The 20,696-nt window shown below is 66.3% G+C and carries 18 protein-coding genes; 9 read left to right on the plus strand and 9 right to left on the minus strand.

The window, feature by feature from the left end:
* Window positions 1-2 precede the first annotated feature (2 nt).
* Genes secF through AWC12_RS23365 form a run of 4 tightly spaced genes read left to right on the plus strand, consistent with a single transcriptional unit; the run spans window position 3 to window position 5,857 of the window.
* Window positions 3-1,259 (plus strand): protein translocase subunit SecF, encoded by a 1,257-nt coding sequence (gene secF, locus AWC12_RS23350; protein WP_085177185.1) that lies wholly within the window; start codon window positions 3-5, stop codon window positions 1,257-1,259.
* Between the two features lie 6 nt (window positions 1,260-1,265).
* Entirely contained in the window at window positions 1,266-2,915 is a 1,650-nt protein-coding gene (locus AWC12_RS23355; protein WP_024447376.1) for an ABC transporter substrate-binding protein, read from the plus strand.
* On the plus strand, window positions 2,882-3,445 hold the full coding sequence (locus tag AWC12_RS23360) for an adenine phosphoribosyltransferase (RefSeq protein WP_051226750.1): 564 nt from the start codon (window positions 2,882-2,884) through the stop codon (window positions 3,443-3,445). Before AWC12_RS23355 ends, AWC12_RS23360 begins: the two co-directional genes overlap by 34 nt.
* A gap of 39 nt (window positions 3,446-3,484) precedes the next feature.
* Entirely contained in the window at window positions 3,485-5,857 is a 2,373-nt protein-coding gene (locus tag AWC12_RS23365) for a RelA/SpoT family protein (protein WP_024447374.1), read from the plus strand.
* A 23-nt stretch (window positions 5,858-5,880) separates the two neighbouring features.
* Here the strand turns inward: AWC12_RS23365 and AWC12_RS23370 are convergent, their stop codons facing one another.
* Both AWC12_RS23370 and AWC12_RS23375 read right to left on the minus strand, forming a co-directional pair.
* Window positions 5,881-6,894, minus strand: a complete 1,014-nt coding sequence (locus tag AWC12_RS23370; RefSeq protein WP_085177187.1) for a peptidylprolyl isomerase — start codon at window positions 6,892-6,894, stop codon at window positions 5,881-5,883.
* Window positions 6,895-6,899: 5 nt separating this feature from the next.
* Complete coding sequence (locus AWC12_RS23375) at window positions 6,900-7,790, minus strand: peptidylprolyl isomerase (RefSeq protein WP_085177189.1); 891 nt, start codon at window positions 7,788-7,790, stop codon at window positions 6,900-6,902.
* A 117-nt stretch (window positions 7,791-7,907) separates the two neighbouring features.
* On the opposite strand from AWC12_RS23375, the gene AWC12_RS23380 reads away from it, so the two are divergent.
* From AWC12_RS23380 to AWC12_RS23390, 3 genes are all read left to right on the plus strand, one after another.
* Complete coding sequence (locus AWC12_RS23380) at window positions 7,908-8,588, plus strand: MBL fold metallo-hydrolase (protein WP_024447371.1); 681 nt, start codon at window positions 7,908-7,910, stop codon at window positions 8,586-8,588.
* Window positions 8,581-9,843 carry a histidine--tRNA ligase gene (gene hisS / locus AWC12_RS23385; RefSeq protein ID WP_085177191.1) on the plus strand — a complete coding sequence of 421 codons (1,263 nt, stop codon included), beginning with the start codon at window positions 8,581-8,583 and terminating at the stop codon, window positions 9,841-9,843. Before AWC12_RS23380 ends, hisS begins: the two co-directional genes overlap by 8 nt.
* A 145-nt stretch (window positions 9,844-9,988) precedes the next feature.
* A complete protein-coding gene (locus tag AWC12_RS23390; RefSeq protein ID WP_110808724.1) occupies window positions 9,989-10,900 on the plus strand; it encodes a cutinase family protein in 912 nt (303 codons plus the stop codon).
* Between the two features lie 4 nt (window positions 10,901-10,904).
* Here the strand turns inward: AWC12_RS23390 and AWC12_RS31730 are convergent, their stop codons facing one another.
* Window positions 10,905-11,447, minus strand: a complete 543-nt coding sequence (locus tag AWC12_RS31730; RefSeq protein ID WP_234814124.1) for a hypothetical protein — start codon at window positions 11,445-11,447, stop codon at window positions 10,905-10,907.
* A gap of 71 nt (window positions 11,448-11,518) precedes the next feature.
* On the opposite strand from AWC12_RS31730, the gene AWC12_RS23400 reads away from it, so the two are divergent.
* A complete protein-coding gene (locus AWC12_RS23400) occupies window positions 11,519-12,511 on the plus strand; it encodes an amidohydrolase family protein (protein ID WP_085177193.1) in 993 nt (330 codons plus the stop codon).
* 414 nt (window positions 12,512-12,925) lie between these two features.
* Here AWC12_RS23400 and urtE read toward each other — a convergent pair whose 3' ends face one another.
* Genes urtE through urtA form a run of 5 tightly spaced genes read right to left on the minus strand, consistent with a single transcriptional unit; the run spans window position 12,926 to window position 17,744 of the window.
* On the minus strand, window positions 12,926-13,618 hold the full coding sequence (gene urtE, locus AWC12_RS23405) for an urea ABC transporter ATP-binding subunit UrtE (RefSeq protein WP_024447365.1): 693 nt from the start codon (window positions 13,616-13,618) through the stop codon (window positions 12,926-12,928).
* On the minus strand, window positions 13,618-14,451 hold the full coding sequence (gene urtD / locus AWC12_RS23410) for an urea ABC transporter ATP-binding protein UrtD (protein ID WP_024447364.1): 834 nt from the start codon (window positions 14,449-14,451) through the stop codon (window positions 13,618-13,620). The genes urtE and urtD overlap by 1 nt, the downstream gene beginning before the upstream one ends.
* On the minus strand, window positions 14,448-15,560 hold the full coding sequence (urtC, locus tag AWC12_RS23415; protein ID WP_085177195.1) for an urea ABC transporter permease subunit UrtC: 1,113 nt from the start codon (window positions 15,558-15,560) through the stop codon (window positions 14,448-14,450). The genes urtD and urtC overlap by 4 nt, the downstream gene beginning before the upstream one ends.
* A complete protein-coding gene (gene urtB, locus AWC12_RS23420; RefSeq protein ID WP_024447362.1) occupies window positions 15,557-16,441 on the minus strand; it encodes an urea ABC transporter permease subunit UrtB in 885 nt (294 codons plus the stop codon). The genes urtC and urtB overlap by 4 nt, the downstream gene beginning before the upstream one ends.
* A 37-nt stretch (window positions 16,442-16,478) precedes the next feature.
* Window positions 16,479-17,744, minus strand: a complete 1,266-nt coding sequence (gene urtA / locus AWC12_RS23425; RefSeq protein ID WP_085177197.1) for an urea ABC transporter substrate-binding protein — start codon at window positions 17,742-17,744, stop codon at window positions 16,479-16,481.
* A gap of 257 nt (window positions 17,745-18,001) precedes the next feature.
* On the opposite strand from urtA, the gene AWC12_RS23430 reads away from it, so the two are divergent.
* Window positions 18,002-18,445, plus strand: coding sequence for an Rv2576c family protein (locus tag AWC12_RS23430; protein WP_234814140.1), 444 nt, complete (start codon window positions 18,002-18,004; stop codon window positions 18,443-18,445).
* 1 nt (window position 18,446) lies between these two features.
* On the opposite strand, the gene helR is transcribed toward AWC12_RS23430, so the two are convergent.
* Window positions 18,447-20,660: an RNA polymerase recycling motor ATPase HelR gene (gene helR / locus AWC12_RS23435; protein WP_085177201.1), complete on the minus strand. Its 2,214-nt coding sequence runs from the start codon at window positions 20,658-20,660 to the stop codon at window positions 18,447-18,449.
* Between the last annotated feature and the right edge of the window lie 36 nt (window positions 20,661-20,696).

The raw sequence follows: 20,696 nt of genomic DNA on the forward strand, positions 1-20,696 counted from the left end.
CGATGGCCACCAAGAACCGCTTCCACGAAGAGTCGACCGCCCAGGAAGCTCCGGACCTGGAATCAAGCGCGTCCGAGGCGTCCAAGCACGGGTTCTTCGTCCGCCTCTACACCGGCACCGGCGCCTTCGAGGTGATGGGCAAGCGCAAGCTCTGGTACACGGTCAGCGGCATCATCGTTGCGATCGCCGTCGCAGCGATGGTCATCCGCGGCTTCACCTTCGGCATCGACTTCGAGGGCGGCACCAAGGTCTCGTTCCCGCGCGGTGACGGGCAGACCACCACCCAGCAGGTCGAGACGGTGTTCAGCGACACGATCGGGCGGGCGCCCGACTCGGTGGTCATCGTCGGCAGCGGCAACGACGCGACCTTCCAAATCCGGGCCGAGACGCTGACCAACGACGAGATGATCGAGCTGCGCACCGCGCTGTTCGACGCCTTCCAGCCCGTCGGATCCGACGGCCAGCCCAGCGAGCAGGCCGTCAGCGACTCCGCGGTGTCCGAGACATGGGGCGGCCAGATCACCCAGAAGGCCCTCATCGCGCTGGTGGTCTTCCTGGTCTTGGCCGCCATCTACATCACGATCCGCTACGAGCGCTACATGGCGATCGCGGCGCTGGCGACCCTGGGCTTCGACCTCGTCGTCACGGCGGGGGTGTACGCGCTCGTGGGCTTCGAAGTCACCCCGGCAACTGTGATCGGTCTGCTGACGATTCTTGGCTTCTCGCTCTACGACACCGTCATCGTGTTCGACAAGGTCGAGGAGAACACCGACGGCTTCGAGCACAGCACACGAAGGACGTTCGCCGAGCAGGCCAACCTCGCTGTGAACCAGACGTTCATGCGATCGATCAATACCAGCCTGATCTCGGTGCTGCCGATCCTCGCGCTGATGGTGATCGCCGTGTGGCTCCTCGGCGTCGGGACGCTGATGGACCTGGCGCTGGTGCAGCTGGTCGGCGTCATCGTCGGCACCTACTCGTCGATCTTCTTCGCCACACCACTGCTGGTCAGCCTGCGCGAACGCACCGACGTGGTGCGCAAGCACACCCGAAGGGTGCTCAACCGCCGCCAGACCGCGGCGGCCAGGGCTACGGGGATCGACGCCGACGCGCCGGCCGAGGGCGACGCCGAGCCCGCAACCGTGGCCGCTTCGCCGCAGCCGCCACCCGACAAGCCCCAGCCCGGCGCTCGTCCCGTGCGGCCCACCTCGAGCAGGACCGGGCGACCCTCGGGTAAGCGCACGCCGCGGAATCGGTAGCGGCCCATGGCTGGCCGTCGCGCGATCGCCTTCGTGGCGGTACTCGCCCTGATGGGCGGACTCGGTCTGACCTCCTGCTCGGAGGAAACCGCCGATTCCGTCGACTACGCCGTCGACGGCACGCTGATCAGTTACAACACCAACACCGTCGCCGGTGCCGCGTCGGGAGGGCCGCAGGCGTTCGCTCGCGTCCTGACCGGATTCAACTATCACGGCCCCGATGGTCAGATCGTCGGCGACCACGACTTCGGGACGGTCTCGGTCGTCGGGCGTTCGCCGCTGATCCTCGACTATGAAATCAAGCCGAACGCCGTGTACTCCGACGGCAAGCCGATCACGTGCGACGACATGGTGCTGGCTTGGGCATCGCAGTCCGGCCGGTTCCCGTGGTTCGACGCCGCGAGTCGCGCCGGCTACTCCGACATCGCGACCATCGACTGCGCGCCGGGACAGAAGAAGGCGAGGGTGTCGTTCGCGCCTGAGCGCGGCTTCACCGACTTCGGTCAGCTGTTCACCGCGACCTCGATGATGCCGGCGCACGTCATCGCCGACGTTCTGGGTCTCGGCGATGGAGCGGTGACCACGGCGCTGCTCAACAACGACGGTCCAGCCGTGGAGCGGATCGCGCAGGTGTGGAACAGCACCTGGAACCTCACACCCGATCTCGATCTGAAGAAGTTCCCGTCGTCGGGCCCCTACAAGCTGGAGTCGGTCACCGGCGACGGCGCAGTTGTGTTGGTGGCCAACGACAAATGGTGGGGCGCCAAGCCGGTCACCCCACAGATCACCGTCTGGCCTCGCAGACCCGACCTGCAGGATCGCGTCAACGAGGGTGCCTACGACGTCGTCGACATCGCAGCCGGTTCGTCGGGCACCCTCAACCTGCCCGATGACTACGTGCGCACTGATTCGCCGTCGGCAGGTATCGAGCAGTTGATCTTCGCCCCGCAGGGGCCGCTGGCCGCAGTGCCCGCCCGCAGGGCGTTGGCACTGTGCACCCCGCGCGACGTCATCGCGCGCAACGCCGAGGTCCCGGTGGCCAACAGCCGCCTGAACGCGGCCACCGAAGACGCCTACACAGCCGCTGAAGCCACGCCGCAGGTCAACGAGTTCGCGGTCGGCAATCCGGAGGCCGCGCGCGCCGCGCTGGGCGGGCAGCCGCTGAGGGTGCGGATCGGCTATCAGACACCGAACGCCCGACTCGCCGCCACAGTCGGCGCGATCGCCAAGGCCTGCGCGCCCGCCGGCATCACCGTCGAGGATGTCGCGGGAGAGAACACCGGTCCCCTCACCTTGCGCGACAACCAGATCGACGTGCTGATCGCGAGTACTGGCGGTGCGGCGGGCAGCGGATCGTCGGGCTCCTCGGCGATGGACGCCTACACACTGCACAGCGCGAACGGCAACAATCTGCCCCGCTACCGCAATGAGCGCATCGACGCGATCATCGCGACGATCGCCGTCACGTCCGACCCGAAGGAGATGGCGCGGTTGCTCGGCGAGGCGGGTCCGATCCTCTGGGGCGATATGCCGACCTTGCCGCTGTACCGTCAGCAGCGAACACTGCTCACGTCGACGAAGATGTTCGCGGTGAGTGGTAACCCGACGCGATGGGGAGCGGGATGGAACATGGACCGCTGGAAGCTGAGTCAGTGAGCAGAGACGAAGACATCTCCGAGGTCATCAAATCGCTGATGCGTGAGGTGCCCGATTTTCCCGAGCCGGGAGTCCAGTTCAAGGACCTCACACCGGTGCTCGCCGACGCGCGCGGGCTCGCTGCGGTGAGCAAGGCGATCTCCGACAGCGCGCGCGGAGCGGACCTGGTGGCCGGAGTGGATGCGCGGGGCTTTCTGCTGGGCGGCGCTGTCGCGGTCACGCTGGGCATCGGTGTGCTCGCCGTCCGCAAGGGCGGCAAGCTGCCGCCGCCGGTGCTCGGAGAGACCTACACGCTCGAGTACGGGTCGGCCACCCTCGAAGTGCCCGCCAACGGCGTCGAGCTCGCCGGCCGTTCGGTCGTCGTCATCGATGACGTGCTCGCCACCGGTGGCACGCTCGCCGCCACGCACCAACTCCTGACGAAGGCCGGCGCCGAGGTGACGGGTGCGGTGGTGATGATGGAACTGACCGCACTCGGAGGCCGGGCCGCGGTGGAACCTCTCGAGGTCACCAGCTTGTACACCGTCTGAGCGGATATCCTGCGAAGAGCACTGCTCCTGGAGGTGAACATGGCCGACAAGGTTCGGACGGATCCCATCGCGAACCAGGCTGTGCAGTCACCTCCGTCCTCTTCGGTCTCCAGCCCGGAAACCCAGCCGATGGAGATCGTCAAGCCGGCACCCACCAGCGCCTCGCGACGAGTGCGGGCGCGGCTGGCGCGCCGGATGACCTCGCAGCGCAGCACCATCAACCCGGTACTCGAACCGCTGGTGGCGGTGCACCGCGAGATCTACCCCAAGGCCGACCTGACGCTGCTGCAGCGGGCTTACGAAGTCGCCGAGCAGCGCCACGCCGACCAGATGCGCAAGTCCGGCGACCCGTACATCACCCACCCGCTGGCAGTCGCGAACATCCTCGCCGAGCTCGGCATGGACACCACGACGCTGATCGCCGCGTTGCTGCACGACACCGTCGAGGACACCGGCTACACGCTTGAGGCGCTCACCCAGGAATTCGGCGTCGAGGTGGGGCATCTCGTCGACGGCGTCACCAAGCTCGACAAGGTCGCGCTGGGGACGGCCGCTGAGGGCGAGACCATCCGCAAGATGATCATCGCGATGGCGCGTGATCCCCGCGTGCTGGTGATCAAGGTGGCCGACCGGCTGCACAACATGCGCACCATGCGCTTCCTGCCGCCGGAGAAGCAGGCCCGCAAAGCGCGTGAGACGCTGGAAGTCATTGCGCCGCTGGCGCATCGGCTCGGCATGGCGACGGTCAAGTGGGAGCTCGAAGATCTGTCGTTCGCGATCCTGCACCCCAAGAAGTACGAAGAGATCGTCCGGCTGGTCGCCGACCGCGCACCGTCGCGCGACACCTACCTGGCCAAGGTGCGGGCCGAGATCACCGCCACGCTGAACGCGTCGAAGATCAACGCGACCGTCGAAGGCCGACCGAAGCACTACTGGTCGATCTATCAGAAGATGATCGTCAAAGGCCGCGATTTCGACGACATCCACGACCTGGTCGGCGTGCGGATCCTGTGCGACGAGGTCCGCGACTGCTATGCCGCCGTCGGTGTGGTGCACTCGCTGTGGCAGCCGATCGCGGGTCGGTTCAAGGACTACATCGCCCAGCCCCGGTTCGGGGTCTACCAGTCGCTGCACACCACGGTCGTAGGCCCGGAGGGCAAGCCACTGGAAGTGCAGATCCGCACCATCGGCATGCACAAGACCGCCGAGTACGGCATTGCCGCGCACTGGCGGTACAAAGAAGCCAAGGGCCGCAACGGGGTTCCGCCAAGCAGCACCGCCACCGAGATCGACGACATGGCCTGGATGCGACAGCTGCTCGACTGGCAGCGTGAGGCCGCCGACCCGGGGGAGTTCCTGGAATCGCTGCGCTACGACCTTGCGGTGCAGGAGATCTTCGTCTTCACCCCTAAGGGCGACGTGATCACTCTGCCGACCGGCTCGACCCCGGTCGACTTCGCCTACGCCGTGCACACCGAGGTGGGTCACCGGTGCATCGGCGCCCGCGTCAACGGTCGCCTCGTTGCGTTGGAGCGAAAGCTCGAAAACGGGGAAGTGGTGGAGGTTTTCACGTCGAAGGCGCCTAACGCCGGTCCGTCGCGGGACTGGCAAGGCTTCGTCGTGTCGCCTCGCGCGAAGGCCAAGATCCGGCAGTGGTTCGCCAAGGAGCGCCGGGAGGAAGCGCTCGACACAGGCAAGGAGGCGATCGCCCGCGAGGTTCGTCGCGGTGGACTTCCGTTGCAGCGCTTGATGAATGCCGAGACGATGTCGGCGCTGGCGCGCGAACTTCGCTACACCGACGTGTCGGCTCTTTACACAGCCGTCGGCGAGGGGCATGTGTCCGCCCGCCACGTGGTGCAGCGACTGGTCGCCCAGCTCGGCGGTGACGACGAGGCCGCCGACGAGATCGCCGAGCGGTCGACGCCGGCGACGATGCCGATCAGGCAGCGCACCAGCGACGACGTGGGCGTGGCCGTGCCGGGCGCGCCGGGTGTGCTGACCAAACTCGCGAAGTGCTGCACGCCGGTGCCGGGTGACAACATCATGGGCTTCGTCACCCGCGGCGGCGGCGTCAGCGTGCACCGCACCGATTGCACGAATGCGACGTCGCTGGAGCAACAATCGGAGCGGATCATCGAAGTACAGTGGGCTCCGTCACCGTCCTCGGTGTTCCTGGTGGCCATCCAGGTGGAGGCGCTCGACCGGCACCGGTTGCTCTCCGATGTCACGCGCGTGCTGGCCGACGAGAAGGTCAACATCCTGTCGGCATCGGTCACCACGTCCAACGACAGAGTGGCGATCAGCCGCTTCACCTTCGAGATGGGTGATCCCAAGCACCTCGGGCACGTGCTCAACGTGGTACGCAACGTGGAAGGCGTCTACGACGTCTACCGCGTCACGTCCGCCGCCTGAGGTACTGCGCTCGCCGAGCAATCTCAGCCGACGGCGACCGATTCGATCGTGACCTCGACGGCCGGCTCGCCGTCATCGCCACTGCCGCCCTTCACTCCCGCCGAAGCGATGTTCTCCAGTACGGCAAGACCTTTCGTGCCGATCTTGCCGAACACCGTGTATTGCGGGGGGAGCATGGAGTCGTCGAAGATCAGGAAGAACTGGCTGCCGTTGGTGCCCAGCCCTGAGTTCGCCATCGCGAGGGTGCCGCGCGGATACACCACATCGGACTTCAATGCCGGGTCGGTCAGCCGGTACTGGTTGCTCGGGTATTCGTTGGGGAAGCGGTATCCGGGTCCGCCCGTGCCGGTGGCTGTCGGATCGCCGCACTGGAGCAGGCGAAGTCCGGGGTCGACGGAGAGTCGGTGGCAGCGGGTGTCGTCGAAGAACCCTTGGCGGGCGAGGTTGGTGAAATTCCGCACCGTGCATGGGGATTTCGCGTTGTCGAGTTCGAGGCCGATGTCGCCGCGATTCGTGACGATGGTGGCCGGGATCGACGGCGGGGTGGTTGACGTGCGACCGGTCTGCGGCGTCTGTACCGGCTTGTCCGCCGGTTCCGTCGTCGTGGGGTACTGGCAGTTGGAGCCCAGCGTCGCCGGCGGATCGAACGCGGGGAGCGGATCACCCGTCGAGGGCGTCGGTTCGATGGTCGGCCGGCGGTGTGCGTTGTCGAACTCCTCGAGCGACTGCGCGAGAAACACGACCATGACGACGCCGACCACCACGACGACGATCGCCGCCACCATCACCAGGTATCCGACGATCAGGCCGGCGATGGCAAGACCGCGGCCCTGCTCACCGGTCCTCTTGATCTGCGACAGCGACATGTGGCCGAACACCACGCCCAGTGGTGCGAGCACGAACGCGCACACCAGCGAGGCGATCGCCAGCGAGTTCGTCGGCCGCGGAGGGGGAGCGGGGGTTCCCGGATAGGGCGACTGCACGCCGTAACCCGTTGCGTAGGGCTGACTTTCGTCGAACGGCGGCGGGCTCGTCACTGCCGTCAGTCCAGCTGGATCGACTTCACCGTGGTGGCGAGCTTCGGGGCGCCGTCGGGACCGCCGTCGGCGACACCCTCGGCGGCGATCTTGTCCAGGGTGGCCAGCCCGGTCTCGTCGATGGTCCCGAACACGGTGTACTGCGGGGGCAGCTGCGAATCCTTGTAGACGAGGAAGAACTGGCTGCCGTTGGTACCCGGTCCGGCGTTGGCCATCGCCAGGGTCCCGCGGGGGTAGACGACCGGAGCGTTCAGCGCCGGATCGTCGGGCTGGTACTGATCGGTGGGGTATTCGTTGGCGAACTGGTAGCCGGGTCCGCCGGTGCCCTCACCGGTCGGGTCACCGCACTGCAGCACACCGAGCGAGTCACTGGTCGTGAGGCGGTGGCACGGGGTGTCGTTGAAGAATCCCTGCTGGGCAAGGCTGGCGAAGCTGTTCACCGTGCACGGCGACTTGCCGTTGTCGAGCTGCAGCCCGATATTTCCCTGGTCGGTCTCCATGCTGGCGCTGACCAGTGCGGGATCGGTCGGGACCTTGCCGGTGCGCGGCGGGTTGTTGGGCTTGCTGGCCGCCTCGGCGGATGCCGGGTACTGGCAATCGCTTCCCAGTCCCTCCGGCGCCACGAACTCCGGCAAAGCGCCGGTCTCGGTGGGCGGCGGCACGTCGAACGGCGACGACGTCTCGGTGGTGGAGGTCGAGGCAGACGCAGTCTGGGTTTCGGTATCGCGGTTGACCAGCACGATGGTTGCCACCACCGCGGCGACGACGAGGACAGCGCCCACCGCTGATCCGATGATGGTGTACTGGCGGCGCTTGCGTTCCCGCTCGGCCCGGTTCTCGAGCTGGCGCTCGAGCTTGCGCTTGGCTGTCGCACGCCGTTGTTCGTTCGTCGGCACGGCCGGTGTCCTCCTCGCAGTTGATCCGGTCGGCACCGAGTGTGCCAGTTGACGCTGAGCGAACGGGGCGCGACCCTCGTGAACTGGGCTGCGACCTGGGCATGGGAAGCTGAAGACGTGTTGATCACCGGATTTCCGGCAGGCATGTTGGCATGCAATTGCTATGTGCTGGCCCCGCGGCAGGGGGCCGACGCCGTCGTCGTCGATCCCGGCCAGCGAGCGTCGGGGCCGCTGCGGCGGATTCTCGACGAGAACCGGCTCACCCCTGCCGCGGTGCTGCTCACCCACGGTCACATCGACCACATGTGGTCGGCGCAGAAGGTCGCGGACACCTACGGCTGCCCGGTCTACATCCACCCCGCCGACCGCTACATGCTCACCGATCCGATCAGGGGGTTCGGCCGCGGTTTCTTCGGCGGTCTGGCGCGCACAGCGCTCGGGGCCATGTTCCGCGAGCCCAAGCAGGTCGTCGAACTCGACCGCGACGGCGACAAGATCGAGCTGGGCGGCATCACCGTCGCGGTGGACCACACGCCGGGTCACACCAAGGGATCGGTGGTGTTCCGGGTGGAGCAGGGAACCGACCACGTCGCCTTCACCGGTGACACGTTGTTCCAGCAGACGGTCGGGCGCACCGACCTGCCCGGCGGCAGCGGACGCGACCTGCTGGAGTCGATCGTGACGAAACTATTGGTGCTCGATGACGACACCCTGGTATTACCGGGGCACGGCGAGCGGACCACCATCGGCACCGAACGCCACACCAACCCCTTCCTCAAAGGTTTGACCCGTGACTGACAGTTTCAAAGCGCCCAAGGGCGTCCCCGACTATCTGCCGCCCGACTCGGCCGAGTTCGTCGCCGTGCGCAGCGGGCTGCTCGACGCGGCGCGCCGCGCCGGATACGGCGACATCGAGCTGCCGATCTTCGAGGACACCGCGCTGTTCGCCCGCGGAGTGGGGGAGTCCACGGATGTGGTCTCCAAGGAGATGTACACCTTCGCCGACCGCGGCGAGCGCTCGGTGACGCTGCGCCCTGAAGGCACCGCGGGCGTGATGCGGGCTGTCATCGAGCACGGCCTGGATCGCGGGGCGTTGCCGGTCAAGCTCTGCTATTCGGGACCGTTCTTCCGTTACGAGCGACCGCAGGCGGGCCGTTATCGCCAGCTGCAGCAGGTCGGGATCGAGGCCATCGGGGTCGATGATCCGGCACTGGACGCTGAGGTCATCGCGGTCGCCGATGCCGGCTTCCGGTCGCTGGGGCTCGACGGGTTCCGGCTTGAGATCACCTCATTGGGCGACGACAGCTGCCGACCGCAGTACCGCGAGCTGTTGCAGGAGTTCCTGTTCAAGCTCGATCTCGACGAGGAGACACAGGCACGCGCCCGGCTGAACCCGCTGCGCGTCCTCGATGACAAACGTCCGCACGTGAGGGAGATGACCGCCGACGCACCGGTGATGCTCGACCACCTCTCCGATGCGGCCAAACAGCATTTCGACACCGTGCTTGCCCACCTCGACGCGCTGTCGGTGCCCTACGTCATCAATCCGCGCATGGTGCGCGGCCTGGACTACTACACGAAGACGACGTTCGAGTTCGTCCACGACGGTCTCGGCGCGCAGTCGGGCATCGGCGGGGGCGGCCGCTACGACGGGTTGATGGCCCAACTGGGCGGACGCGACTTGTCCGGCATCGGATTCGGGCTCGGGGTGGACAGGGCGCTGCTCGCGCTGCGCGCCGAGGGCAAGACGGTCGGTGAGACGGCCCGGGTCGACGTCTACGCGGTACCGCTGGGCGGCGACGCGAAGGTGCGCCTGGCCGTTCTGGGTGCGCAGTTGCGCGCGGCCGGGGTGCGGGTCGACGTCGCGTACGGCGATCGCAGTCTCAAGGGCGCGATGAAGGGCGCCGATCGTTCCGGCGCCACGATCGCGCTGGTGGCCGGCGACCGGGACCTGGAGGCAGGAACCATCGGCGTGAAGAATCTGTCGACGGGGGAGCAGGTCGACGTCGCGATCGACGACGTCGTCGACGACGTTCTCTCCCGCCTGGGCTGACGGCCGCCGCACCGCAGCTGGGAGCCCTCTCCGTGGAGCCGCGGGACCTGCGTAGTGCACTACGCACGACACGCCCGCCCGCACTCGCGACCATGTCAGTCAGACCCGGCCGGAACGTTCCCGGGACTGACGAAAGAGGAGCGCGATGGGAGCGGTTGACGGCATCGACGGCAGTGCACACCCGCGGATCCGCGCGGCCGACGAAGGCATCGTCGCCGCACCGACCGCGACGTTGTTGACGGTGAACGGAACCGGTGTTGCCGACCCGTTCGGTGCGGGCTTCCCCGCAGATCTGGCGAGGGCGCTCCTGACGCAGGCCGAGGGCATGTGGAAATGGCAGCCGGTCGGCTATCCGGCTGCGGCCTTCCCGATGGGACCTTCGGTGTGCGTGGGTCGGGCCGCGCTGTGTGCTCAGATCCGGCGGCATCCCGGCCCTGTCGCGCTCAGCGGTTACAGCCAGGGTGCACTGATCGTCGGCACCGTGTGGCGCGACGACATCCTCGCCGCGGACGGCGTCTTGCACCATCGGCTCGACGACGTTGCGGCGATCGTGAACTACGGCGATCCGATGCGGTGCCCCGGCGTCGCCAACGGCAATGCGTTCGCCGGACAACCATTGCCGCGCAACATCAATGGATTCGTTTCCGGCGGAATCGCGGGTCCGGGAAACCTCACCCCGGAACAGACGCCCGACTTCCTGCTGTCCTTCGCCAACGACGGGGATCACTACACCTGTGCGCCAACAGGTCTCGATCCGTGGAAGAAGGAGACCGAGCTCGGGCACCAGGAGCGGATCATTTTCGACGCCGTGCAGGACGCGACGGTCGCGACGGTGTCGGCCATCGCGACCGCGGTGGCCGAGATGCTGGACGAACCCGTCGAGCGGATCGTCCCGAGAGTGCGGTCCATCGCCGACGGCGCCTTCTTCCTCGGATCTGGTGCCGGCGGCCCGCACGCGCGTTACGACATTGCGCCGGCGGTGCGATTCCTTACCGAGGCAGGGGCAAACCTTCGGGTCCGCGCGCTGATCGACGCCGAGATGCCGCCAGCCCTCTGAGCCTCTACCGCCTAGCTTTCGGGATCGCGAGGGCATGCCTGAGCGCCTCGTCGAGGTTTCCGATCGATCCACCAAAGGGGTTGCCGCGCAGCAACACCCATTCGCCGGCCGGCGTGAGCACCACGAGTTTGGGTGAGCTGGAGCCGATCTGCATGCGGCGCTCAATGCGGACCTGATCGAGTCGCGCAACGCTGCGTCCGTGGGCATCGATGAAGGTGCGCTGCGCGCGGTCGAAGACGGCCACCGGTGGGTAGTTTTGCAGCGGAGCCCGTCGGCGTCGGCGCTGGGACCGGGCGCCGTACGCCATCCCAACGGCAGCCAGCACGCCGATACCGAGCAGCGCCGCAGAGATCGCAGCCGGGACGCCCGAAGAGATGCTTGACGCCGTCATCACCAGGGTCACCAACCCGAAACCTCCGAACACAAGCGCGATCACCAGCAGCACGAAGACGAGGATCTGCATCGGACCGCCGCCGCGGTCGATGACGACGACGTTCGGTCCGTCCTCGGCCACGACGAATCGACCGGTTTCGGCGATCACGCGCATGCGGGAAGTGTGTCACCGGCCCGAGAAGACCGCGGCGCTTTAGAGTCTGATTGATCCACTGTGGAGGTGCCATGACGTTGATCGCGCTCGAAGAGCACTACGCCTGGGATCCGGCCAGCCGGGACAATGTGGTGGCCAACTGGTTGAGAGTAAACAACCCAGTCGGTCACGAGCGCCTGTACGACAGGGGCGCCCTTCGGTTGGAACAGATGGACGCCGCCGGAATCGATTTCCAAATCCTGTCGCTTTTCGACCCCGGCGTTCAAGACGAGGCCGATGCGTCCAGGGCCGTCGATCTCGCTCGCGCAGCCAATGACGACCTTGCGGAAACGGTGCGTCAGAACCCCAGTCGCTTCGGTGGTTTCGCAACGCTGGCAACCCAGGACCCCGCTGCGGCGGCTACCGAACTCAGGCGTGCAGTCACCGAGCTGCCGTTGGTCGGCGCGCTGATCAACGGCCACTGCCAGGGTCGCTATCTCGACGATCCGGCGTACCACGAATTGTTCGGGTGCGCCGAGGAGCTCGGAGTGCCGATCTATCTACATCCCACGACGCCGCACCCCGCGGTCATGCAGGCGTGGTTTGCGCCGTACGTCGCCGATGGCATGCACCTGGCGTCATGGGGTTTCGCCGCCGAAACCGGCACCCATGTGTTGAGACTCATCTACTCGGGCCTTTTCGACAAATTCCCGGGACTGCAGATGGTCATCGGGCACCTCGGCGAAATGCTGCCGTTCGCCGCTTATCGCCTAGACCGCTATTACGGACTTGGGGGAGACGAGAACGCGCGGCACCGCCTGCAACGCATGCCGTCGGACTATCTTCGGACCAATTTCCACGTCACGATGAGCGGAAACTTCTGTGCACCTGCATTCAGGTGCACCCTGGAGGTGCTCGGCGCCGAGCGCGTGATGTTCTCGGTGGACTATCCGATGGACGACAACGAGACCGGCGCGCAGTTTTTGGCGTCGTATCCGATGGACGACGCCACGCGCCGAAAAATCAGCTGCGAGAATGCGGCCCGGTTGTTCGGCGGCCGGATCCCCCAAAACCCTGGGCGTTGAGGAGCTAGTACCGGCGGCGGTTTGCTGTTGAAGTTTGCGAAGAGTCTGACTACACGCGACCGCAACACACGCCGTGCAATGGCTCGGGGTGTCGGTAAACGTCCTCGAACACCTCGGAAGCGGCATACCGCCCGCTACCTGGAGTGGGGCTTCGCCATCGTCTGAACGGGAGAGCAAGTAAGCGACATCGCCTGCCCCAACCCCCGGAAGCCACGTAGGAGCCGGCCATTATCGGGTCACCAACGGCGTCGTCGACACCAGCTACCCGGCGCGGGTGTGGAAGACATGGAGTAGCTCGGGAACCTCCACCGGCAACTGATACCCGACCGAACACCTTGCGAGCGAGCGCATTTGCACACTTTTGCTCGGCGCGCCGCTGTGCAGACACGCGCGCTCGCGGTGCAGGGCTGCCGCTCAGATGGCCATGGCGGCGCGGACGTCGGCTTCCGACGCGGAACCGCCTGTGCCGCTGGTGGTGACGCGGCCGGCCTCCAGAATGTAGTACCGCTGCGAGGATTCCAGGGCGAAGCCGATGTGCTGCTCGACGAGGAGCACCCCGAGGTCACCGCGATTGGTCAGCGCGGTGATGGCTTCTTCGATCTCGTGGACGACCGACGGCTGGATACCTTCGGTCGGCTCGTCGAGTATCAGGCACTTCGGCGTGGTGATCAGCGCGCGGGCGATGGCGAGCTGCTGACGCTGCCCGCCTGACAGCAGGCCGGCGCGCCGCGTGAGCAGTTCTTTGAGCGCCGGGAAGAGATCGAGCTGCTCGTCGATGAGCGCTTTGCCGTTCTTGCGGCCATCGGCGACCACCTGAAGGTTCTCGGCGGTCGTGAGCTGTCCGAACGACTGCTGCCCCTGCGGTACGTACGCCAGGCCGCGGCCGACACGCGCGCTGGGTCGCAGCTTGGTGATGTCGTCACCGTCGAAGAGCACCTTGCCCGACGTGCACTTCAACAGTCCGACGGCGGCGCGCAACAAGGTCGTCTTCCCGGCGCCGTTGTGGCCCATCACCGCGGCGACTCCGTCGGTGGGCACTTCGAGGCTTACCCCATGGATGACCTCGCTGCGGCCGTAGCCGGTTCGGACGTCGACCAATTGCAGCATCAGGAGTTCTCCTCGACGAGTTCGATGCCGTCGGCACCGGCCGCGGCGGTACCCAGGTAAACCTCTTGGACTTTGGGGTTGGCCTGCACCTCGGCAACCGAGCCTTCGGCGATCACCTGGCCGCGCGCTAGCACCGTCACCGACGTCGCGAACGCCCGCATGAAGTCCATATCGTGTTCGACGACGACGACGGTGCGTTCGGCACCGATGCGGCGCAACAGGTTTCCAGTCTCTTCGCGTTCCTCGGCGCTCATTCCCGCCACCGGTTCGTCGAGCAGCAGCACATCGGCGTTCTGCACCAGCAGCATGCCGATCTCCAGCCACTGCTTCTGCCCGTGGGCGAGCACCCCGGCGGGTTTGTCGGCCAGGTGGGTCAGTCCGATGGTGTGCAACGCCTGCTCGATTGCGGGCAGCACACCGCTGCGCCTCCGCAGCAATGTCCACACCGACCGGCCGGCGCCTGCAGCGATGTCGAGGTTCTGCAGCACGGTGAGCTGTTCGAACACGCTGGCGGTCTGGAAGGTGCGCCCGACGCCGCGCCGGGCGATCTGGTGCACCTTCTTGCCGAGCAGCTCCACGCCGGACTTGTTCACCGAGCCCGTCGCAGAAACCAGGCCTGTGATGGCGTCGATCACGGTCGTCTTACCGGCGCCGTTGGGGCCGATCAGGAACCGCAGGTCGCCCTGGAACAACGTGAGGTCGACATCGCTGACAGCCTTGAAGCCGTCGAAATCCACTGTCAGACCCCGCACTTCGAGGTACTGCGTGCCCATGCCGACGTTGCCGCCTTCGGCAGGTTCCTTGCCTGCGGTGCTCGCTTCGACTTCGGTCATGAGCTGGCGCCCACCTTCTCTGCGTCGGGGTCGGAGTCTGCGGCGTGCTCCGGCGGCGACTCGGCCTTGGCCTTGCGCCGTCGCTTCAGCAGCACCGCGAGGCCGGCGAAACCGGCGGGGAAGAAGCCGACGACAACGATGAACAACAGGCCCTGGGCATATGTCCACTCCGACGGAAAGCGTTCGGAGAACAGGGTTTGCGCCCACGCGACACCGATCGCGCCCAGCACCGGTCCCAGCAGGGTGGTGCGGCCACCGATCGCGACGCCGATCAGGAATGCGATCGACGGCAGGATGCCGACCTGAGACGGCGCGATGAACCCGACGATCGGGGCGAACAGCGCACCGGCGATGCTGGCGAACAGCGCCGCCACCGTATACGCCACCACCTTGATGTTGGCAGGGTCGTAGCCCAGGAAGCGCACCCGCTCCTCGCCGTCGCGCACGGCGACGAGCAGTTCGCCGTAGCGGCTCTGCATGAGCTGACGCACCACCGCGACGACGATCAGCAACACCGCGGCGGCGATGAAGTACAGCATTCTGCGGTTCACCGGATCGTTGAGCGTGAACCCGAAGAACGTGCGGAACCTGTTGAGCCCGTTGGAGCCGCCGAGGCTGGTCTGTCCGACCAGCAGAATGGCCAGGGCGGCCGCGAGAGCCTGCGACAGGATCGCGAAGTATGCGCCCTTGACCTTCCGCTTGAACACGCTGAGTCCGAGCGCTGCGGCGATCCCGGCGGGGATCACGATGATCGCGATCAGCGTCACGATCGGTGATGCGAAAGGTGCCCAATAGCCGGGCAATTCACGCACACCCTGGATCTGCATGAAATCGGGCACCTCGTCGCCGCGCAGTTGCGCGTCGGCAATTTTTAGGTGCATCGCCATCATGTAGCCGCCGAGCCCGAAGAACACGCCCTGACCCAGCACGAGCATGCCGCCCCGGCCCCATGCCAGGCCGATTCCGACCGCGACGATCGCAAAGCAGAGGAACTTGCCGAGCAAGCTGAGCCGGAAGTCGGACAGCACCGCGGGCGCGATGACGAACAGCACCAGGGCAGCGACTCCGAAACCGGCCCAGGTCTGCCAACGCCCGAGGACGGTTCTCATACGAGACTCCTTGTTCGAACCGTGAAGAGACCCTGCGGGCGGGCCTGGAGGAATACCACGATGATCACGAAGACGATCACCTTCGCCAGTGACGCCGTGGTGTTGTACTCGATGAACGAGTTCAGGAAGCCCAGCGCGAACGCCGCGATGACCGTGCCTTTGATCTGGCCGAGACCACCGACCACCACGACGAGGAATGCGTCGATCAGATAGCTCTGCCCGATCGTCGGGCTGGTCGATCCGATCAGCGTCAGCGCCACACCGGCGACCGCCGCCAAGCCAGACCCGATGAAAAACGTGGTGATGTCGGTCTTGCGTGACGAGATGCCGCTGGTCTCAGCGAGATCGCGGTTCTGCACGACGGCGCGGATTCGCCGCCCCATCGGGCTGACCTTGAGCACCGCGGCCAACACCGCGACGCACACCACCGCAAGCACCAAGATGAAGATGCGGGTTTTCGGTACTACGGCACCCAGGATTTCCACACCGCCGGAGAGCCATTCCGGCGCGATGACGTTCACCGCGGGCGCCCCGAAGATGTCGCGCGCCACCTGTTGCAGGATGAGGCCGACGCCGAACGTCACCAGCAAGGTGTCCAGGGGGCGGTGGTACATGCGCTGGATCAGCGTGACCTCCAGCAGTGCGCCCATCGCACCACCGATGAAGAAGCCGAGGATCAGCGAGATGATCAGCGAGACACCGGCACTCGATACGATCTGCTGCACCACGTAGGCGGTGTAGCAGCCGGCCATGATGAATTCGCCGTGCGCCATGTTGATGACGCCCATCTGACCGAAGGTCAGCGACAGTCCCAGTGCGGCCAGCAACAGGATCGAGCCGAGGCTCAATCCTGTTGCCAGCTGTCCGATTACGACATCCACGTGCTGCGTACTCTTCCCGTCGTTTCGCTCGCCCGGATCAGCCGGACAGTCCGGCGGCCCACGGGTAGGACTTGAGGAACGGATCCGGCTCGATCGGGCCGGGCGACTCCCAGATCGTGTAGATCAGCCCGTCGGGGCGGATCTCACCGATTCTTGCGGTCTTGGTGATGTGGTGGTTCTCGCCGTCGATGGTGACCAGGCCCTCCGGGGCGTCGAACGTGACACCGTCAGCGTTGTCCTGAATTGCCTTGACGTCGAACGACTGTGCCTTCTCCACGGTGTTCTTCCACAGGTACACCGACACGTACGCGGCTTCCATCGGGTCCGAGGTCGGCTTGTCGGCCCCGTACTTGGCCTTGTAGGCCTTGACGAACTCGTTGTTCACCGGTGTGTCGATGGTCTGGTAGTAGTTCCACGCGGTCAGCTGATTGGTGATGTTCTGCACACCGATACCGCCGACCTCTTCTTCGGCGATCGACACCGAAACGACCGGCATGTCCTGAGGCGTCAGGCCGACGTTCTTGTACTCACGGAAGAACGCGACGTTCGAGTCGCCGTTGAGGGTGTTGAACACCGCGTCGGCGTCGGCGGAACGCACCTTGTTGACGATGGTGGAGAAGTCCGTGCTGCCGAGCGGGGTGTAGTCCTCGCCCTTGATCTCCATGCCGTTGGCCTGCGCGTAGGCCTTGATGATGCGGTTGGCGGTCTGCGGGAACACGTAGTCGCTACCGACCAGGTAGAGCGACTTGACCCCCTGCTCCTTCAGGTAGTCCAGCGCTGGCACGATCTGCTGGTTGGTGGTGGCGCCCGTGTAGAAGATGTTGGGGGAGGCTTCCAGGCCCTCGTACTGCACCGGGTAGTACAGCAGCGAGTTGGCGCTCTCGAACACGGGCAGCATCGCCTTGCGGCTCGAAGACGTCCATCCACCGAACACCGCGGCGACGCAGTCGCTGCTGATCAATTTCTCGGCCTTCTCGGCGAACACCGTCGGCTCCGACGCGCCGTCCTCGCCCACCAGCTGGATCTGCTTGCCCATGACCCCGCCCGAGGCGTTGATCTGCTCGACGGCCAGATCGATCGCGTTGCGGACGGTGACCTCGGAGATCGCCATAGTCCCCGACAGCGAGTTCAGTGCGCCGACCTTGATGGTGTCGCCGGAGGTGTCGACACAGGACTCGGCATTTGCTGAATCTGTCTCGGTGGCCTTACTGCCGCAGCCGGCGAGCAGCAGACTGGCGACGGCCACGACACTTCCTGCTCTCAGCGCTGATCTCGTGAACGGGTGGCGTCGAGGTTGGTGCATGAACGGCCTTTCTGGCAGTCGGCAGCGCTCACCAGCTGATGAGGCGCCGAGTGGAGAAACTTCTGAACGACGAACTTTCGACACCGCCCGGTGTCGAATCGGGACGTTAGAGCGCCTGTGTTTCTGCCAAATGTCTGTGTGTGACAGGGAAGTTAACCTGTTGCCGCAATCGACAGTTGGTTTGCCGTTCACCGATCGCGTGCCGGCGGGACTAGCACGCTCGTAACAATCCGGTAGCGTCCGGCGATGTGACCAGTATGCGATCAGCTTTGCGAAGCAATGCAGCCAAAGTAGGAGCGGCGGTCGGGGCGTCACTGATGGCGGCGGCCACCTCGGTCGTGGTCGGTGCACCCACTGCGGGTGCTCAGCCCGCGGGTCATCAGGTCCGGTACACCCTGGTGTCCGGGGGTGCCTACCAGTTCGACCTCTTCTACCTCACGAGCCAGCCGCCCAGCATGGAGGCCTTCAACGCCGACGCCTACGCGTTCGCCAAGCGCGAGAAGGTCAACCTGGCGCCCGGAGTGCCGTGGGTGTTCGAAACGACGCTGGAGGACCCGAACTGGGCGATTCTTCAGGTCAGCAGCACCACCAAGGGTGGCCAGGCCGCCCCTAATGCGCATTGCGACATCGCCGTCGACGGCGCGGTCCTGACCGAGCACAACGATCCCTACAACGTGCGGTGCCAGCTCGGCAACTGGTGATCTAGACGGGGGTCAATCCCGACAGGGCGGGCGGAAGCTCGTCGCGATGAAGCACGCCGAGGCGCTGCGTGGCGCGGGTGAGTGCGACGTACAGGTCGGCCGCGCCGCGAAACCCCTCGGCGAGAATCCGTTCCGGATAGACCACGAGCACCGCGTCGAACTCCAGGCCCTTGGTGGCCGTCGGCGGCACCGTGCCCGGCACGCCGGGCGGCCCGATGACGATGCTGGTGCCGTCCCGTGCTGCTTCCTCCTGCACGAATTCCTCGATGGCCGTGGACAGTTCGTCGTCGACTACACGGCGCGCCCACGGTGCGGCACCGGTGGAGCGCACCGATTCCGGCGGTTGTACGGCGGGCGCGAATTCGGCCAGCACGGCGGCCGCGACGGCCATGATCTCCGACGGCGTGCGGTAGTTCACCGTCAAGGTTCGATACATCCAGCGCTCTGCCACATACGGTTTGAGCATCGCGTCCCACGAGGTCGCCCCCGCTGAGGAGCGCCGCTGCGCGAGATCGCCGACCGTGGTGAACGACCGGCTCGGGCAGCGCCGCATCAGCACTCTCCAGTCCATTTCGGAGAGTTCCTGCGCCTCGTCGACGACGACGTGCCCGTACGTCCATTCCCGGTCGGCGGCTGCGCGTTCGGCGAGCTCGCGGGTGTCGCGCTCCAGGAATCGCTCGGCGAGATCCTCGGCCGCGATGACGTCCTGGGCCATCAGCCGGTCCTCGTCGTCCATCATGTCCTCGCGCCCGATCATGAGATCGAGGACGCCCGCCGCGTACGCGGCTTCCTCCACCCGTTCCCGTTCCGCGGCTTCCTCACCCGACTTGTCACGGCCCAGCAGGTCGACCAACTCGTCGAGCAGGGGTACGTCCGACAGTGTCCACGCCGCACCGTCCTCGCGGTGCAGCGCCGGATCCGCGCCTGCGGCGCGAAGCCGTTCGTGTGACGAATACAGCTCGCTGAGAAGGGATTCCGGCGTTAGTACGGGCCAGAGCCGATCGAGCGCCGCCTTGAAACCGGCGTGATCCTCCAGCTCGTCGATCAGGTCGGCGCGCAGATGTTCCCACGCGGCCTTGTCCGCGCGGGTGAGCCATCCCCGGCCGATCTTGGCGATCGCCCGTTCGGTAAGCGCCCAGGTGATGACGTCGACGAACGTGGTACGGGCGTCGTTGTGCGGTTGATCGGTGGCGCGCGCCTCCTGGACAGCCCACTGGGCGATGTCGGCGCCGATGCTCACCGACACGTCCGACAGGTCGATGGGCACCGGCTCCTGCGGCACGCGCTGCCGGTCGGCGACCGCTGCGGAAAGCACGTCGAGAATGGCCAGCGATCCCTTGATCTGCGCCGCCTTCGGGGTGTCGGTGTCGGTGACGTGCAGACCGGGATAGAGATCGCCGACGGTCATGAACACCACATTGGTTTCGCCGAGTGACGGCAGCACCCGCCCGATGTGGCGCAGGAACGCGGCGTTCGGTCCGACCACGAGCACACCGTGGCTCTCCATGCGCTTGCGTTGGGTGTAGAGCAGATAGGCGACGCGATGCAGGGCGACGACGGTCTTGCCGGTGCCGGGGCCGCCCTCGATGACGAGCACCCCGGGATGATCGAGCCGGATGATGGCGTCCTGCTCGGCCTGGATGGTGGCGACGATGTCGCGCATTCCTTCCCCGCGTGGTGCGTTGACCGCCGCCAACAGGGCCACGTCGCTGGAACTGCCGCGCTGGCCTTCAGTCTCGTCGGAGCCGGGCCTGCCGAACACCTCGTCGGTGAAGTCGATGACGCGGCGCCCGATGCTGCGGAACTGCCTGCGCCTGCGCATGTTCTCCGGATGGGCGCCCGTCGCGACGTAGAACGCGCGGGCCGCGGGCGCACGCCAGTCGACCAGCAATGGCTCGTAGTCGTTGTCCTCGTCCTGCACGCCGATGCGGCCGATGTAGATCCGCTCACCGTCGACGCTGTCGAGGCGGCCGAAGCACAAGCCGGCGTCCGCGATGTTCAGCCGGTCCATCCGGGCGGCAGACGCGCGCACCTCGGCGTCGCGATCCACCATGGTGCCGCCGTCCTGGGTATCGACGGGGGCCCCGAGCGCGGCAGCGTATCTGGATTTCACCCGTTCGCGCTCGGCATCGAGCCGTTCGTACAGGCCTTCGACATAGCTGCGCTCCGACTGCAGCTCGGTGTCGTAGTTGGTCGGTGTCTTCTGAGTCGACATGTGCCCCTTAGCAAATTGCGCAACGGCTGCGATTTT

This window comes from Mycolicibacterium iranicum, assembly GCF_002101705.1.
Taxonomy (GTDB): Bacteria; Actinomycetota; Actinomycetes; order Mycobacteriales; family Mycobacteriaceae; genus Mycobacterium; species Mycobacterium iranicum.